The sequence below is a fragment of the Microbacterium hydrocarbonoxydans genome, assembly GCF_900105205.1.
GTDB classification, from domain to species: Bacteria; Actinomycetota; Actinomycetes; order Actinomycetales; family Microbacteriaceae; genus Microbacterium; species Microbacterium hydrocarbonoxydans.
Genome location: NZ_FNSQ01000005.1, coordinates 3,323,608 through 3,338,415, shown reverse-complemented (window position 1 = coordinate 3,338,415; position 14,808 = coordinate 3,323,608). Strand labels below are relative to the sequence as shown.

General features: G+C 68.2%; 18 protein-coding genes. 7 read left to right on the top strand and 11 right to left on the bottom strand.

Annotation, left to right across the window (positions count from 1 at the left end; translation table 11 throughout):
• Positions 1 to 20: 20 nt before the first annotated feature.
• From purM to BLW44_RS16245, 3 genes are read left to right on the top strand one after another with little or no spacing between them, the layout of a single operon-like run.
• Positions 21 to 1,151, top strand: a complete 1,131-nt coding sequence (gene purM, locus BLW44_RS16255) for a phosphoribosylformylglycinamidine cyclo-ligase (RefSeq protein WP_060927078.1) — start codon at positions 21 to 23, stop codon at positions 1,149 to 1,151.
• 6 nt (positions 1,152 to 1,157) lie between these two features.
• Positions 1,158 to 2,630: an amidophosphoribosyltransferase gene (purF, locus tag BLW44_RS16250; protein ID WP_060927079.1), complete on the top strand. Its 1,473-nt coding sequence runs from the start codon at positions 1,158 to 1,160 to the stop codon at positions 2,628 to 2,630.
• Positions 2,603 to 3,952 carry an MFS transporter gene (locus BLW44_RS16245; RefSeq protein WP_245647409.1) on the top strand — a complete coding sequence of 450 codons (1,350 nt, stop codon included), beginning with the start codon at positions 2,603 to 2,605 and terminating at the stop codon, positions 3,950 to 3,952. Before purF ends, BLW44_RS16245 begins: the two co-directional genes overlap by 28 nt.
• A 28-nt stretch (positions 3,953 to 3,980) precedes the next feature.
• Here the strand turns inward: BLW44_RS16245 and BLW44_RS16240 are convergent, their stop codons facing one another.
• Complete coding sequence (locus BLW44_RS16240; RefSeq protein WP_060927080.1) at positions 3,981 to 4,787, bottom strand: MOSC domain-containing protein; 807 nt, start codon at positions 4,785 to 4,787, stop codon at positions 3,981 to 3,983.
• A 97-nt stretch (positions 4,788 to 4,884) separates the two neighbouring features.
• Positions 4,885 to 5,073 (bottom strand): DUF3073 domain-containing protein, encoded by a 189-nt coding sequence (locus BLW44_RS16235; protein ID WP_045254362.1) that lies wholly within the window; start codon positions 5,071 to 5,073, stop codon positions 4,885 to 4,887.
• A gap of 149 nt (positions 5,074 to 5,222) precedes the next feature.
• Between BLW44_RS16235 and BLW44_RS16230 the strand changes: the two genes are divergently transcribed.
• Positions 5,223 to 5,765 carry a universal stress protein gene (locus tag BLW44_RS16230; protein WP_060927081.1) on the top strand — a complete coding sequence of 181 codons (543 nt, stop codon included), beginning with the start codon at positions 5,223 to 5,225 and terminating at the stop codon, positions 5,763 to 5,765.
• 114 nt (positions 5,766 to 5,879) lie between these two features.
• Here the strand turns inward: BLW44_RS16230 and BLW44_RS16225 are convergent, their stop codons facing one another.
• From BLW44_RS16225 to BLW44_RS16190, 8 genes are all read right to left on the bottom strand, one after another.
• Positions 5,880 to 6,506, bottom strand: a complete 627-nt coding sequence (locus BLW44_RS16225) for a PadR family transcriptional regulator (RefSeq protein ID WP_060927082.1) — start codon at positions 6,504 to 6,506, stop codon at positions 5,880 to 5,882.
• Complete coding sequence (locus tag BLW44_RS16220) at positions 6,503 to 7,342, bottom strand: DUF4097 family beta strand repeat-containing protein (RefSeq protein WP_060927083.1); 840 nt, start codon at positions 7,340 to 7,342, stop codon at positions 6,503 to 6,505. Before BLW44_RS16220 ends, BLW44_RS16225 begins: the two co-directional genes overlap by 4 nt.
• A 125-nt stretch (positions 7,343 to 7,467) precedes the next feature.
• A complete protein-coding gene (locus BLW44_RS16215) occupies positions 7,468 to 8,007 on the bottom strand; it encodes a hypothetical protein (protein WP_060927084.1) in 540 nt (179 codons plus the stop codon).
• A gap of 1 nt (position 8,008) precedes the next feature.
• Entirely contained in the window at positions 8,009 to 8,323 is a 315-nt protein-coding gene (locus BLW44_RS16210; protein ID WP_060927085.1) for a hypothetical protein, read from the bottom strand.
• Positions 8,307 to 9,389: a hypothetical protein gene (locus BLW44_RS16205; RefSeq protein WP_074731925.1), complete on the bottom strand. Its 1,083-nt coding sequence runs from the start codon at positions 9,387 to 9,389 to the stop codon at positions 8,307 to 8,309. Before BLW44_RS16205 ends, BLW44_RS16210 begins: the two co-directional genes overlap by 17 nt.
• A gap of 26 nt (positions 9,390 to 9,415) precedes the next feature.
• Complete coding sequence (locus BLW44_RS16200) at positions 9,416 to 9,727, bottom strand: hypothetical protein (protein ID WP_074731923.1); 312 nt, start codon at positions 9,725 to 9,727, stop codon at positions 9,416 to 9,418.
• Positions 9,724 to 10,479, bottom strand: a complete 756-nt coding sequence (locus BLW44_RS16195; protein ID WP_060927087.1) for an ATP-binding cassette domain-containing protein — start codon at positions 10,477 to 10,479, stop codon at positions 9,724 to 9,726. The genes BLW44_RS16200 and BLW44_RS16195 overlap by 4 nt, the downstream gene beginning before the upstream one ends.
• A gap of 29 nt (positions 10,480 to 10,508) precedes the next feature.
• Positions 10,509 to 10,718, bottom strand: coding sequence for a hypothetical protein (locus tag BLW44_RS16190; protein WP_139305299.1), 210 nt, complete (start codon positions 10,716 to 10,718; stop codon positions 10,509 to 10,511).
• 219 nt (positions 10,719 to 10,937) lie between these two features.
• Between BLW44_RS16190 and BLW44_RS16185 the strand changes: the two genes are divergently transcribed.
• The 3 genes from BLW44_RS16185 (at position 10,938) to BLW44_RS16175 (ending at position 13,219) form a co-directional block, all read left to right on the top strand.
• Positions 10,938 to 11,726 (top strand): MerR family transcriptional regulator, encoded by a 789-nt coding sequence (locus BLW44_RS16185; RefSeq protein ID WP_060927089.1) that lies wholly within the window; start codon positions 10,938 to 10,940, stop codon positions 11,724 to 11,726.
• Positions 11,727 to 12,015: 289 nt separating this feature from the next.
• Complete coding sequence (locus tag BLW44_RS16180) at positions 12,016 to 12,390, top strand: hypothetical protein (protein ID WP_060927090.1); 375 nt, start codon at positions 12,016 to 12,018, stop codon at positions 12,388 to 12,390.
• 4 nt (positions 12,391 to 12,394) lie between these two features.
• Positions 12,395 to 13,219, top strand: a complete 825-nt coding sequence (locus BLW44_RS16175) for a nitroreductase family protein (protein ID WP_060927091.1) — start codon at positions 12,395 to 12,397, stop codon at positions 13,217 to 13,219.
• 2 nt (positions 13,220 to 13,221) lie between these two features.
• Here BLW44_RS16175 and BLW44_RS16170 read toward each other — a convergent pair whose 3' ends face one another.
• Positions 13,222 to 14,751 (bottom strand): FAD-dependent oxidoreductase, encoded by a 1,530-nt coding sequence (locus tag BLW44_RS16170; protein ID WP_060927092.1) that lies wholly within the window; start codon positions 14,749 to 14,751, stop codon positions 13,222 to 13,224.
• Positions 14,752 to 14,808 lie beyond the last annotated feature (57 nt).

The window sequence follows — 14,808 nt, the reverse complement described above, 5'->3', positions numbered from 1 at the left end:
GCGCGCGGTAGGCTGGAGGGGTGGCTGCCTCCCCCACCAATCCCTATTCCGAAGCCGGCGTCGATACCGCTGCAGGCGATCTCGCCGTCGAGCTGATGAAGTCCTCCGTGCGCGCGACGCACGGCCCTGAAGTGCTGGGCGGTGTCGGCGGATTCGCCGGACTGTTCGACGCGAGTGCGCTGCGCGACTTCCGTCGCCCACTGCTGGCGACGAGCACCGACGGCGTCGGCACGAAGGTCGCCATCGCGCAGGCCATCGACAAGCACGACACGATCGGCCAGGATCTGGTCGGCATGGTCGTCGACGACATCGTCGTCGTGGGGGCGAAGCCGCTCTTCATGACCGACTACATCGCCTGCGGCAAGGTCTTCCCGCAGCGCATCGCCGACATCGTGCGGGGCATCGCCGAGGCGTGCTCCGCCACGGGCACAGCCCTCGTCGGCGGCGAGACGGCAGAGCACCCCGGTCTGCTCGGCCCGCGCGACTACGACGTCGCCGGTGCGGCGACCGGCGTGGTCGAGGCCGACGGCATCCTCGGTGCCGACCGGGTGCAGGACGGCGACGTCGTGCTGGCGGTCGCATCCAGCGGGCTGCACTCCAACGGCTACTCGCTCGTGCGTCACATCGTCACGAACGCGGGCATCGGCTACGGCGACAACGCCGCCGACTTCGGCATGACCTGGGGAGAGGCTCTTCTCGAGCCGACGCGCCTCTACACGCTGCCGCTGCTGCGTCTCATCGAGAAGCTCGGCGGTGCGACGGGGGCGGGTGGCGTCCACTCGCTCAGCCACGTCACCGGCGGCGGCATCGCGGCGAACCTCGCCCGTGTGCTCCCACAGGGCAGCTGGGCCGAGGTCGACCGCAGCACCTGGTCGCCGAGCCCGGTCTTCCGCGTGCTCAGCGACATCGCCGGGTCGACGCTCGAATCCGCCGAGGGCACCTGGAACCTCGGCATCGGATTCCTCGCGGTGATCTCGGCGGAGACGAAGGATGCCGCGATCGCGGCCCTCGAGGCCGAGGGCATGCCGGCGTGGCAGGTCGGCACGGTGGGCTTCGGCGCACGTCCGGCCGGAGAGTTCGAACAGGGCGCCAAGGGCGTCGACGGTGGAGCGGTGCGCCTGGTCGGCGCCTACGCGGACGGAGCGAAGTAAGAGTCCATGTGCGGCATCGTCGGAATGGTGGGCTCTGCCCCGGTCAATCAGGACATCTACGACGCACTCCTGCTGCTGCAGCACCGCGGTCAGGATGCGACAGGCATCGCCACCGCTGAGGCGAACGGTGTGATGCACAACGCCAAGGCGCAGGGCATGGTGCGCGAGGCGTTCCGCACCCGCGACATGCGCGCGCTGCTCGGCAACGTCGGACTCGGTCATGTGCGCTACGCGACCAAGGGCACGGCCTCGAACGAGGAGGAGATGCAGCCGTTCTACGTGAACGCGCCCTACGGCATCATCCTCATCCACAACGGCAACCTCACCAACACGCGGGAGCTCACGGCCGACATGGCCAAGCGCGACCGTCGGCACCTCAACTCGTCGAGCGACACCGAGCTGCTGCTGAACGTGCTCGCCGGTGAGCTGCAGAACACCACCTCGACCGTCGACCTCGACTCCGAGCGCATCTTCGAGGCCGTCGAGCGCACGCACGAGCGCATCGAGGGCGCGTACGCGGTCATCGCGGTGATCGCCGGCTACGGTCTGCTCGCGTTCCGGGATCCGTTCGGCATCCGTCCGCTGATCCTCGGGCGCCGCCCCTCGACCGTCGCCGGGGCCGAAGGCCGTGACGAGTGGGTCGTGACCAGCGAGTCCCTCGTGCTCGAGAACGCCGACTACGAGGTCGTCCGCGAGGTCGAGCCCGGCGAGGCGATCTTCATCACGAACGAGGGCGAGCTGCACAGCCGTCAGTGCGCGAAGGATGCCACGCTCGCGCCGTGCGCGTTCGAGTACGTCTACCTCGCTCGTCCCGACTCCGTCATGAACGGCGTCTCCGTGTACGAGTCGCGGCTGCGCATGGGCGACCGGCTCGCCGACACCATCGCCAAGCACGTGCCGATGGACAAGATCGACGTCGTCATGCCGATTCCGGACTCCGCGCGCCCCGCGGCCATGGAGGTCGCCCGCAAGCTGGGCATCGAGTACCGCGAGGGCTTCTATAAGAACCGCTACGTGGGACGCACGTTCATCATGCCGGGGCAGGCGGTGCGCAAGAAGAGCGTGCGCCAGAAGCTCAACGCCATGTCGACCGAGTTCCAGGGCAAGAACGTGCTCCTGATCGACGACTCGATCGTGCGCGGCACGACCTCGAAGCAGATCATCCAGATGGCCAGGGATGCCGGTGCCACCTCGGTCACGTTCGCCTCGGCGGCGCCGCCCGTACGGCATCCGCATGTCTACGGCATCAACATGCCCTCGCGTCACGAGCTGATCGCCCACGGCCGGACGATCCCCGAGATCGCCGAGGAGCTGGGCTGCGACCACCTCGTGTACCAGGAGGTCGAGGACCTCAAGGCCGCGATCACCGAGGGATCGGTGCTCAGCGACCTCGACATGAGCTGCTTCGACGGCCGGTACGTCACCGGCACCGTCAGCGACGAGTACCTCGCGTGGGTGGAGGGGTCGCAGACCTCGTGACCTCGGGCGCGCAGCCGCTCTGGCGAGGACGCGCGCTCGCGCTGATCGGCATCGTGCTGGTCGCCTTCTCGCTCCGCTCCGCCGTGGCATCCCTGTCGCCGGTGCTGGATCATGTGGCCGAGGACTTCCCGGTCTCCTCCGTCGTGGTCGGACTGATCGGTGCCGCACCGCCGGTCTGCTTCGCCGTGTTCGGTCTGCTCACGCCGCTGTTCGAGCGGCGTTTCGGGCTGGAGAGGGTGGCCGTCGTCGCGATCGCCCTGATCGCGGCCGGACTCCTGCTGCGCAGTCTCGCGGGCGACTCGACATCGCTGCTGGCCGCGACCGCGGTCGTGTTCGCAGGCGTGGGCTCCGGCAACGTGCTGCTGCCCCCGCTGGTGAAGAAGTACTTCGCCGATCGTCTCGGCTTGATGATGACGGTCTACTCGACGACCATGGCGGTGTCGACCTTTGTGCCGCCGTTGGTCGCCGTGCCCCTCGCCGACTCGGCGGGCTGGCGGGTCTCACTCGGGCTGTGGGGCCTCTTCGCCGCGATCGCTCTCGTGCCCTGGATCACCATGCTGGTCACGAACCGCGCGGATGCCGTCGCCGCAGCACCCACCAGGAGCGCCGATCTCACCGGGTCCGCACCGGGTGACGCCACACGCGACGCGACCGCCGACGATGACGTCTTCGTCGCGACGGGTCCGATCTCCACCGCTCCGGCGAACCCCCGGGTGTTCGGGCGACTGTGGAGCCTGCCGATGGCGTGGGCGATCGCGCTGGTGTTCGCGGCATCCTCCACGCTCGCGTACGTGTCGTTCGCCTGGCTGCCGACCATCCTGATCGACGTCGGCGGCGTGACCCCCGCGAACGCCGGTCTGATGCTGTCGCTGTTCGGGCTGATGGGCCTCCCGTGCTCGCTGCTCGTGCCGATCCTGATCGTGCGCTTCCAGGCGACCCGGCCGGTCTTCTTCGTCGCGATCGCCTGCGGACTGATCGGCCTCGCCGGATTCCTCTTCCTGCCGACGGTCGGACTGCCGCTCTGGGTGATCTTCTTCGGGCTCGCACCCGGACTCTTCCCGCTCGCGCTCGTGCTGCTGAGCATCCGTGCCCGCACACCGGAGAGCGCTGTCGCGCTCAGTGGCTTCGTGCAGAGCATCGGCTATGCGGTCGCGGCGGTCTTCCCGCTGCTGATCGGGCTCCTGCACGACGCGACGGACAGCTGGCAGATCCCGCTGTGGCTGCTGGTGGGCGTGCTGATCGCGGTCATCCCGGCCGGATGGATCGCCGGGCGCCGGCGCACGATCGAAGAGGACTGGGAGCGCCGGCACGGACGCTGGTGACCGGCGGGGCCGTTCTCAGCTGGTCGGCTCAGGTGGTGACGACGTCATCCCCGATGCTGATCGTTCCGGACGTCACGGCACTCTCCGCAGCGGGGAGGAGGAGGCGGCCGAGCGTCGGCTCGCTCTGCCCGATGACTCCGGTGAGGGTGGTGAGCACCTTCGCATCCCGCACGCCGCTGTCGGGGTCCGCGTGTGTCGCGAGGCACCGGACGATGGGTCCTTCGGTCTCGAAGGACACGACGCCGACCTGCACTCGGCCGGTCCACCCGAGCTCGGACCACGCGGGTACCCCGTCGATCACGATGTTCGAGCGGAAGCGTCGGTCATCGACACCCAGGCGCAGGGCGTCGCCGAGCGCATCCACACTCGCCCGGCTGTGCACCGAGACGTACCCCCGGGCCCGGTCCTGGAACCGCGAGGTCGTGCCGTCGCCGACCAGGACGAGGGGGAGTCTGCCAGGGCGCCGGAGGCGGCGGCCCTCGGGAGTCGCCAGGACGAAGTCTGTGACGGCATCCGCGAGATCCCTCCGCCCTGCGTCGTCGAGCCCCGCCTCGACAAGGATCGATCCGGCGTGCTCGAGCCGTACCAGACGCCGGTCGTCGTCGTAGGCGGTGCGAAGCGCTGCGACGGAGGGAAAGTCCTGTAGCGCCAGCCCTCTGGCCTTGGGCCAGTAGTCGAGACCGTCGCGGTCCTCCGGCGTCACGGCGTCGGCGAAGCGGAACGCGAGCACGCGGTCGCCGGCCACCCGACCATCCGGCTGCACCGTCAGCGAGTCGACCGCCTCCGGCGTCAGGCCCTTGATGGGGTAGCGATAGAGAGCGGCGACACGAGGCATGCGCCGATTCTCTCAGGTGCGGAGGATGCTTCTCGTTCGGGCACGACGAAACCCCCGTGCGACGCACGGGGGATTCGACGACGAGCAGAAAGGGCGGTCAGGCCTTTTCGAGCTCGTCCTCGTCTTCGTCTGCATACTCGTCGGCCCACTTGTCGACGTATGCGTCTTCAGAGTCGCTCGGGTGCGCGAGTTCGCGCTCGAGCGCCGAGTAGTTCACCGACGGACTGAACGACTTCAGTTCGCGGGCGATCTTGGTGTGTTTCGCCTTTTGACGGCCACGGCCCATGCCTGAGACCCCCTCACGAGTTAAGCTGCGGGCAACCAGGGGCCCGAGTCATTCACGACACCGGCTGAAGGCCGGTAAGAGTAGCATTCAGAATAGCACGCGGCCAGACCGCACTGGCCCGTTGGCAGCTGGTGAAGGGAGCGATCGTCATGACCGACAACACCTCCACGGCTTCGGAAGAGGCCGTCCAGAACGCGACACTGCAGAAAGCGGTGATCGTGGGGATGCAGCCGGGGCAACCCGCCCGCGTCATCGAGGAGGCCGCGCGATTCGCTCGGCTGTTCCGGGTGCCGCTCGTGGTCGCCCACGTCGATGTGACCCGGTTCGTGACCTATGAGGATCCCGACGGGTACGTGCATTCGGCACCGATCGACATCAACTTCGATGCGGGCACCGCGGAGTTCGAGGCGGTGCAGTCCGAGGCGGCCGCCGCACTCGACGGCACGGGCCTGACCTGGACGGCGCGCCAGCTGGTGGGCGACCCTGCTCTCGCCATCAAGCAGCTCGCCAACAAGCTCGATGCGCAGCTCATCGTCGTCGGCACGCGCAAGCGTGGGATCGGAGAGTCGATCCGGGAGTTCTTCACCGGCTCGGTGGCCGCGCGCCTCGCTCATCGCCAGCATCGGTCCGTGCTCGTGGTGCCGCTGCAGGAGCCGGTTCCCGACGAGCAGCCGGAGATCTGGACGGAATAGGTCGGGCCGCCGAAAACAGGACGACCGCCCCGGGTCAGGAGGATCCGTGAGGTCCTGTCCTGATCCGGAGCGGTCGTCCTGATCTCAGCGTCGTCCTGACGCCAGGCCGGGGGCTCAGCGCCCGAGAGACGCCAGCGCCGAGGTGATGCCTCTGGCTGCGGCATCCAGTCCGTCTTCCAGCTGGGAGACGACGGATGCCGGCAGCGTGCCGCCCTTCGCCACGTGGGTGCGGAGGTCGGTGCGCACCCGCGCGCGGAAGGCGTTGATGACGGCATCCGCTCGGTGCATCTCCTCGCGGCTGACGATGCGTTCGTCGTCGCTCGCCGTGCGGGGGCGGGACTTGGATGCTGCGCGGTCGTCCTTCTCGGCGGAGGCGAGGTCGGCCCGCAGGCTCTTCATGGCCTCCTTGACGCTCTGGCGCACCTCGTTGGCGATCAGCCGGACCGAGTCGGTGAGCCCGGCCTCGATGCCGGCGAGGTCACCCTCGCGCGACGCCAGTTGGGCGCGTCCGGCGTCTGTGATCGCGTAGATCGTGGTGCGCCCGTCGACCGTCTTGGTGACCAGCCCCTCGTCCTCGAGTTTCGCGAGCCGAGGGTAGATGGTGCCGGCGCTGGGCGTGTACGTGCCGCCGGTGCGGTCGGTCAGCGCCTGGATGATGCCGTAGCCGTGCTGGGGTGCTTCGGCGAGCAGCGAGAGCAGATACAGCCTCAGGTCGCCGTGGGAGAAGACTGCGGGACTCATGCTTCCCACTCCTCGTCGTTCGTGATGGATGCCGGCGAGCGGCGGAGGACCGTGACGCCGCCGGAGACGGAGTTGGCGCGCAGGTCGACGAAGCGTCCGGCCAGTTCGCCGGTCGAGCCGGTGTAGTTGTTGAGCCCGGACGAGCCGCGCTCGACGCCGTCGATCAGCAGGCGGCCGCTCAGCGAGCGGATGACGTAGTTCGCCGCGAGCGACTCGTCGAGGCGGACGGTCGTGCCGCCCGAGACCGAGTTGACGTTGATCGTGTTGACGTCGCCCGCGGCATCCACGAGCGTCGACCCGGAGACGATGTCCACCGTCGCACGGCGGATGGTGCCCGTGACGGCGACGTCACCTGAGACGCTGTTGGCGCTGATCGAGCCGGTGAGCCCACGCACCTGCACGTCACCGGAGACGGAGTTCACGGTCAGATCGCCGATCAGGGTGTCGACGATGAGGTCGCCGGAGACGGTGTTGAGGCGGGCGTCATTGCGGATGCCCGAGACGAGCGCCCCGGCGCTGACGACGCCGAGGTTCAGCGCGATCGAGCGGGGGACGGCGACGCTCACCTCGGCCTTGGGGCCACCCGAGCCGAAGTTGCGGAACACCTCGAGGAAGTTGTCCCAGCCGAGCTGCGGGTGGTCGATCTCGACCTCGCCGTCGTTCGCCTCGATACGGAGGTCCTTGGTGGTGACACCGTGCACCTCGATGCGGATGCCTGGTTCGTCGTGCGCGATGACGTCGACCTGACCGCCGACCAGGCCGATCTTCAGTCGGGTGACGTTCTCGATGTCGATGACGCGTTCTTCGCCCGGGGCGATGAGCCACTTCTCGGTCATGTCTGCTTCTCCTGGTTCGAGGGATCACGATATATCGTGTCTGCACAGAGTAACACGATATATCTCGATCCTGTCAAGGGGTGTTCTGAAGTGTCGCGTCTGCAGGACGCGGTCGCAGTGACAGATCATCGGTTCCCGCGTCGTTCGCGTCGGCGCCGGGCCGCATCGGCTGCGCCGCGGTGAGCAGCCGACAACAGCGTCCGCCCGTCGGCGAATGACGGGATCAGGAACACCACGTGGGCCAGATACCAGCCGTGCAGTTGAAGTGACGGTGCCGACAACCACAGGATCACACCGACGCCGACGCACGCACCGGGACCGGCTAGGGCGGCGAGCGCCGCATCCCGGTCTCCGAGTCGACCGTGCGGACTGATCGACGTCCTCCACAGCGAGCGTTCGAGCGTGATCGCCGTGACGCCTTTCGCGCGCGCGAGCACCGCGAGGTGTCCGAGCTCATGCAGAGCGAACGACCCGTTCAGGCCGATGGCGTAGTGGGCGGCGAGCGTGAGCGAGGCGCGGACGATCACCGATTGCTCCGTGACGAGGCCCAGGACGACGGTGACCGCCAGCAAACCCGTGAACAGGACGTTCAGCGGCCACGCCGCAAGCAGGAGCCATCGGCAGGCGGCCACCGCGGTGACGCGCGTGGTGCGGAGGGTCCACACGTCATCCGGCCTCGGCGAGGAGCTGTCGCTTCCGCTCGAGAAGACCGTCGTGCACGGCGAAGACGGCGAGGATGAACATCGCAGCCACGATCACTCCGACGATCAGCGGGAGCGGGTCGTTGATCCCGGCTCCCAGTCGGATCGCGCCGTCGCTGCCCGGCTGCACCTCCACGAAGACCGAGTCGAAGAATCCGAGGTGTCGTCCTTCTGCTGACCCGCCGGCGAACATCAGCCAGATCGCGGTGGTGACCGCGCATGCCGCGATGGCGACGAGTGCTCCGACGATGCTGATGGCAGCCCTATACAACCACTTCATGACGAGACGTCCTTTCTATCCTGTCCATCCCAGCGATGGACAGTACGGCGGCGAGCAGAGTGAGGATGAGCATCACTCCGACGGTGAACGGCAAGGGGAGGCCCAGGAGATTCGTGCCGATCATGATCGTCCCGGTCACGAGGCCGGCGACGGCTGCCCCCGCGATCACCGAGAAGGGATTGCCCTTCTCGGGCGGGAACGTGATTCCGGCGAGGGTGAGCACGACGACGTTCGACACGGCGAAGCCGACGACGGCGAGGATCTCGTGGGGCCTCGACCCGGTCAGAGCGGACAGGATGCTGAGCGGCGATGCGATGATCGCAAGGATGGCCAGCTGCGGTCCGATCATCAGGAGATACCGCCGCAGCGGCCCGTGGCGGCGGGGTCCGCACGCTCGCAGCGGTTCCGTGGAGACATAGGCATAGACGGACTGCATCGTGATCGCCAGGAGCAGTACAGGGGGGACTCGGATGTCGGCGACGAACAGCGCGTACGAGCCCCCGAGCGAGATGGCGCAGACCGTGATCGTCTCTATGCCGCGGATGTGCGCCGCGAAGTATGCGCCGAACTCCGTGGAGCCGAAGAGACGGGGGATGATGGCGAACCGTCGCGTCGGGTCGAACTGGGGTGGAGCGATGGCAGCGACCGCCCAGACGAGGACAGCCAGTGTGGCGAACCACACGCCCGCTGCAGCTGTCATCCCGTGGTGGGCGGCGATGTCGGCGAAGAGGAGCTGCACCGCGAAGTACTCGTCGCCCTGCCCGATCGCAGCGAAGAGCACGGGTTGGGACTGTGACGATACCCAGAGGTGGAGGGCGACGAGACCCGTCGCGAGCACCACAGGCACGATGAAGGCACGAAGCCTGGCCACGCCGAGGCGCATCAGGAGCCGTTCGAGACCGAAGCAGGAGAGGCTCGCGAGGAGATAGGCCACGACCGATGGCATGACCAGGCAGGTGATGAGCTCCTCGAGGATTCCGACTCCGCCGATCGAGATCGTCCCCGCGATCAGCGCGCCGAGCATGAGGGTGACGCCGATGCCCACGACCAGCGTCTCGAAGAGCATGAACCCCAGTGTCCGCGCTCGGTTGGTCAGGGGAAGGAGAACGTGAGCTCGACCAGCTCGCTCGACTTCATGAAGAGCACCCGCACGACGGTGAAGGCCGAGAGCACCCACACGGGTGTGGAGACCCCGACGACGCGCAGGAGGGGGAAAAGCTGTTCGGGCTCGCTGATGAGCTGGCGGACGATCACCACCCCGAACAGGCAGAAGCCCACGAACGCGACCAGGGCGGCCACGGCTACTGTCCAGCGGGCCGAGGCCGTCCGTAGTGCTCCCCGGCGGAGGACCCGTCGGATCAGGAAGACCGAGAGGAATCGGGCGAGCTGCAGCGAGGGGGTCACTCCGGTGTCCTCGACGGCAATGAGAGCGCAGCTTTCACCAGTGCGTCGACGGAGCCGAACTCCTGACGGACGCGGATGAGCGGGAGGTCGTAGGCGATCTCGCCCCGGCGAAGCACGACGACGCGGTCGCATACCGTCTCGAGCAGACGGAAGTCATGGCTGCAGAGCAGAAGTCCCCTGCTCTCTCTGATCCGGGATGCGTCGGTCTCGAACTCGAAGAGGGCATCGACGTCGACGCCGTTGAGTGTTTCATCGATGATCGTGAGCGGACGCTCGAGCAGAAGCGCCGAGATGAGCTGGATCTTCTTGCGCATCCCGTGCGAGTAGTCCTCGATGAGGTCGAACTGGCGGGCGTCCATCTGGTACCGGCTGAGGAGCTCGTCGGTGCGGTCGGTGTCGGGGTGGTGCCGGTAGAGGCGATGCATCAGATCGATGTACTCGCGGCCCGTGAGGAACTGCGGCAGGTAGTCGTTGCTGGCGATGTACGCCAGGCTCTCTCGGGATGCTCGCAGGTGATGCGGACGGCCGGCGATGCGGATGCTGCCGTCGCGGATCTGCAGCAGGTCGGCGACCAGGCGGATCAGCGTCGACTTGCCCGATCCGTTCGGTCCGACGAGCCCCACCTTCTCGCCCCGGTCGACGACCAGGGACACGTCGCTCAGCGCCGTCGCACGCTTCGCGTAGGCGAAGCGCACGGATGAGACCTCCAGCAGGGGGTGCCGGTCCGCGGCGGAGCCGTCACTTCCGGACATCGAGATCGATGTCCGGAAGCGACGAGGGTCTAGACGCATTCGATCCACACCGAGACGCCGCTCTTGCCCCATTTCCAGTTACCGCTGAAGCGTCTGCCGCCCGCCTTGAAGAAGCACCACAGGGCCATTGCCGCGAGGAACGCGACACCGAACACGAGGATCGCCGCGATCAGCACCAGCCACCACGCGTCGAGGCGCAGGATGGCCTCGTCGAGTGCATCCTGTACGCGCCGCTTCATCAGCGTCGGCTCCATTGCCGCCATGAGGGACATATTCTTGCCTTCCGTTCATCGGATGAGGGGATGTAACTCCTCGTGGGCCAAACATAGTCAAATGACGACAACATGCCAGCATACGTCGCAGGATGCCTTCTGATTGCTCTGCGGTGCTTGACATTGACGTAACGTCAACTTCTACGGTGGAGTCATCGATGAACGGATCCGGATGAGGAGGAAGCGATGAGCGTTCGTGATTGGTCGATCCAGGAGATCGCCCGACTCGCCGGCACGACCAGCAGGACGCTGCGTCACTACGACGACATCGGCCTGCTGCGACCGTCGCGTGTCGCCCACAACGGCTATCGCCACTACGACGAGTGCGCGCTCGTGCGGCTGCAGCGCATCCTGCTGCTGCGCGAGCTCGGCCTCGGTCTGCCGCAGATCGCCGAGGTGCTGAACCCGGCCACTGCGCGCCAGAGCGAGGAATCCGCTCTCGAGACACACCTCGCGCTGCTGCGCGAGGAGCAGAACAGGCTGGCGCGACAGATCGCGTCGGTCGAGAACACCATCAACGCATTGAAAGGAGGGGAGGAGCTCATGGCAGAGAACATGTTCGACGGCTTCGACCACACGCAGTACAAGGAGGAGGTCGAGCAGCGCTGGGGTCGCAAGGCCTATGCCGACAGCGACCGCTGGTGGCGAGGGATGTCCGACGCCGAGCGTGCCGAGTGGCAGCAGCGCGTCTCCGACCTCGGTCGGGACTGGATCGCCGCCGCAGAGAGCGGCATCGATCCGGCATCCGCCGAGGCGCAGGACATCGCCAGACGACACGTCGAGTGGCTGACCGGCATCGCCGGCACGCCTGCGGCGGTCCCGGGAGGCGACGTGAAGGCGTACGTCATCGGACTCGGTGACATGTACGTCGCCGACCCGCGCTTCGGCGCGAACTACGCGACGTCCGCCGGGGGCACACAGGGCGCCGAGTTCGTCCGTGACGCGCTGCGCGTCTACGCGGACGGCAACCTGTAGCGGCCGCCCGCCGCATCCGCATCCGCATCCGCCGCTTCCGCCGCATCCGCCGGCGGCCGTGCGGGGTCACTAACGCATCCCAATCGCCCGATTCCGGTGCGTTTTTGACCCCGCACGGGGTGGGCGGTGCGTTTTTGACCCCGCGCGGGGCGGGCGGTGCGTTTTCGACCCCGCACGGGGTGGGCGGTGCGTCCTCGACCCCGCACCGCGAGACACCGAGGCTTTGCACAAGTCGGGACACCGGTGCAAGGCCGCGAGCGGATGCCGGGGGTGGGCGTAGGGTCGGGACATGGCCCGCCGACGCAGACGCACGGATGCTGCGCCGCTGTTCGTCGGCGCCGCTGCCGCGTATGCCGCCAATTGCGCACTGGGCACCGCGGTGGCGATGCGCCTCGTCGACACGAGGAACTTCCGCTGGGTCCACCACGCGATGTACATCGCCACGTGCGTGACTTCCGCCGCCGCGTTCTCGGCGATCCTCTGGGGTCGCCCGAGGTATGCGAGTCGTCGCGCAGCACTGGCCCTCGCGCCGGCAGCGGTCCCGCTGGCCGCCATCCCGTACCTCGGCACGCACAGCCGGCGGCATCCGCTGGTCGCGCTCGCCGCAGCCCCCTTCATCGTCGCGGGCCTCGTGTGCTCGCGCCTCGCCACCGACCGGAAGTGAACGCATGGAACTGCTCGACGCCATCCGCCGCCGCAAGACCACGAACGGGCCTTTCCTGCCCGATCCCGTGTCGGAGGAGCACCAGCGCATCCTGCTCGAGGCCGCTGGCCGAGCGCCGTCGCAGCTGAACAGCCAGCCCTGGCGCTTCGTGGTGATCGAGAACCGCGAGACGATCGACAGGATCGCGCGCATCTCGGGGGAGAGCATGACGGAGGCGATGTCGAACGGCACGTTCTTCGAGCGCTACAAGCCGTACTTCCGCTTCAGCCAGGCCGAGATGGAGGAGAAGCGCAGCGGGATGCTGTTCGACAAGCTCCCCGCGCCGCTGCGCCCGTTCACCAGTCAGGTGTTCACGAAGCGCGGCCAGAAGCTGATGAACACGTTCGGGGTGCCGAAGACCCTGGGTGAGGAGAACCACAAGCTCGTCGCCGGCTCACCTCTGCTGCTCGGTGTGATGCTGGACCGCAGCGAGTACCGTCCCGGTCAGCTGTCGTCCTTCTACTCGGTGTTCAGCATGGGCGCGGCGATGGAGAACGTCTGGCTGACGACGGTCGAGCTCGGCATGGGAATCCAGTTCATCTCGTTCCCGATGGAGGTCCCCGGGCGCTGGGACGAGATCGTCGAGCTGCTGCGTGTGCCGGACGACCTCGAGCTCATGGCCGTCTATCGGCTCGGCTACCTGCCGCCGGAGCAGCGTCGTCCCGCGATCGACTGGTCGAGCCACCAGCGCAAGCTCGCCTCGCAGTACGTCTTCCGCGAGAACTGCGACGAGCCGCAGCAGGGATGGGACGCGCCCCCGCCGGGCGCCGGAGCGCCGGCGGCGAGCTAGCCTCAGTTCCCGCTGGTGCGGGGCAGCGGCTTCAGGTCCTGCAGCGCCGGCCCTTCGATGCGGGTGCCGTCGGCGGTGAATCGCGAGGCGTGCAGCGGGCAGTCCCACGTGCATTCCGCGTCGTTCCAGTCGAGCACGCCGCCCAGGTGCGGGCACACCGCGGACACCGCTCTGGTGACTCCGTCGACCGTCGAGATGCCGACAGGTCGTCCGCCCCGGTTGGCGACGACGCCCTCGCCATCGGCCGGTCTCGGAACGGGCACGGGCGTCGCCTCGGCCTGCACCCAGCCGCTCGCGGCGGCGGCGGCGACCTTCGCGCCCTCGACCGCACCGCGCGCGAGGTCCGCCGGCACCGTCAGCCGGGTGCCGATCTTGACCATCCACGACGGACGATCGTGCCAGCCCGCACCGAGGATCTCGGTGGTCAGGCGCAGTGCGGCGGCCGGGGCGTTCGACAGTCCCCACTTGGCGTAGCCGGTCGCGAAACGGATGCGGCCGAGCCCTCGCGGCATCGCGCCGACGAACGGGATCTGGTTGTGCGACTCGTAGTCCTGCGCCGACCAGCGGTGCGTCTCCTCGGCATCCGGGAAGTACTGCCGCGTCCACTCGACCAGGTCGTCGACGGCCGCCTTCTCGCCGTCCGAGCGTCCGACGGCGTGCCCGTTGCCGCCGACGACGAGCTGCGCTGCTGCGCCGGGGCCGTCGGCCGCCGAGACGGGACGGATCGACCGCGACGGGCTGTCGACCGAGATGAAGGTGCTCGCCGGGACCTGGCTGGACGTGCGGAACGAGACGCAGTACGAGCGGAACGCGCGCATCTTGCTGAAGTACAGCCCCCGGTCGAGGATCGGATACCCCGTCGCGATCACGATGTGCTCGGCGAACAGGGGACCCACCGGCGTCTCGACGCGAGGTTCGGGGAGGGCGTGGGTCGCCATGACCCTGACTCCGGTATGCAGGGTGCCGCCCGCGGCGAGCAGCTCCTCCGCGAGGGCCTGGGCCACCCGAGCCGGATCGATCGTCACCTGGTCGTCGAGCGCGACGGCGCCGGAGGTGGGGAAGGCCGCGTCGGACAGCTCGCCGCGCGTCAGCATCCGCGTGGCGAGACCTGCCTCCCGTGCCGCCGAATGCACCTCGCGTACGGCCTCGAGCCCGTCCGGCTGCTGGGCGTACGAGTGATCCACGCGCCTCTCGTACGGGACTCCCGCGTGGTCGGCGAATGCGACCAGCCAGTCCATGCCCTCGCGATTGCCCTCTACATAGGCCTGCACGAGGGAGGCGGAATGGTGCTTGCGGATCTCGGCGAGCCGCTGACCCTGCAGCAGCGTCAGCTTGCCGGTGTTGCCCCCGGTGGCGAGCTCCGCCACCTGACCGGCCTCGACCACCGCGACGTCGAGGCCTGCGCGGGTCAGCATGACGGCGGTGGTGAGTCCGGTGAGTCCGGCGCCGACGATGATGACGTCGTGACGTGCGCCGGGGTCGAACGGGGTCCCGGTGGGCGGAGTCCGGTCGAGCTTCCACAGTGGCTTCATGTCCCCAGTGTTCGTCCGGGCGGCGCCGATGCCCACCGGGTTGACATTCGACGGCTG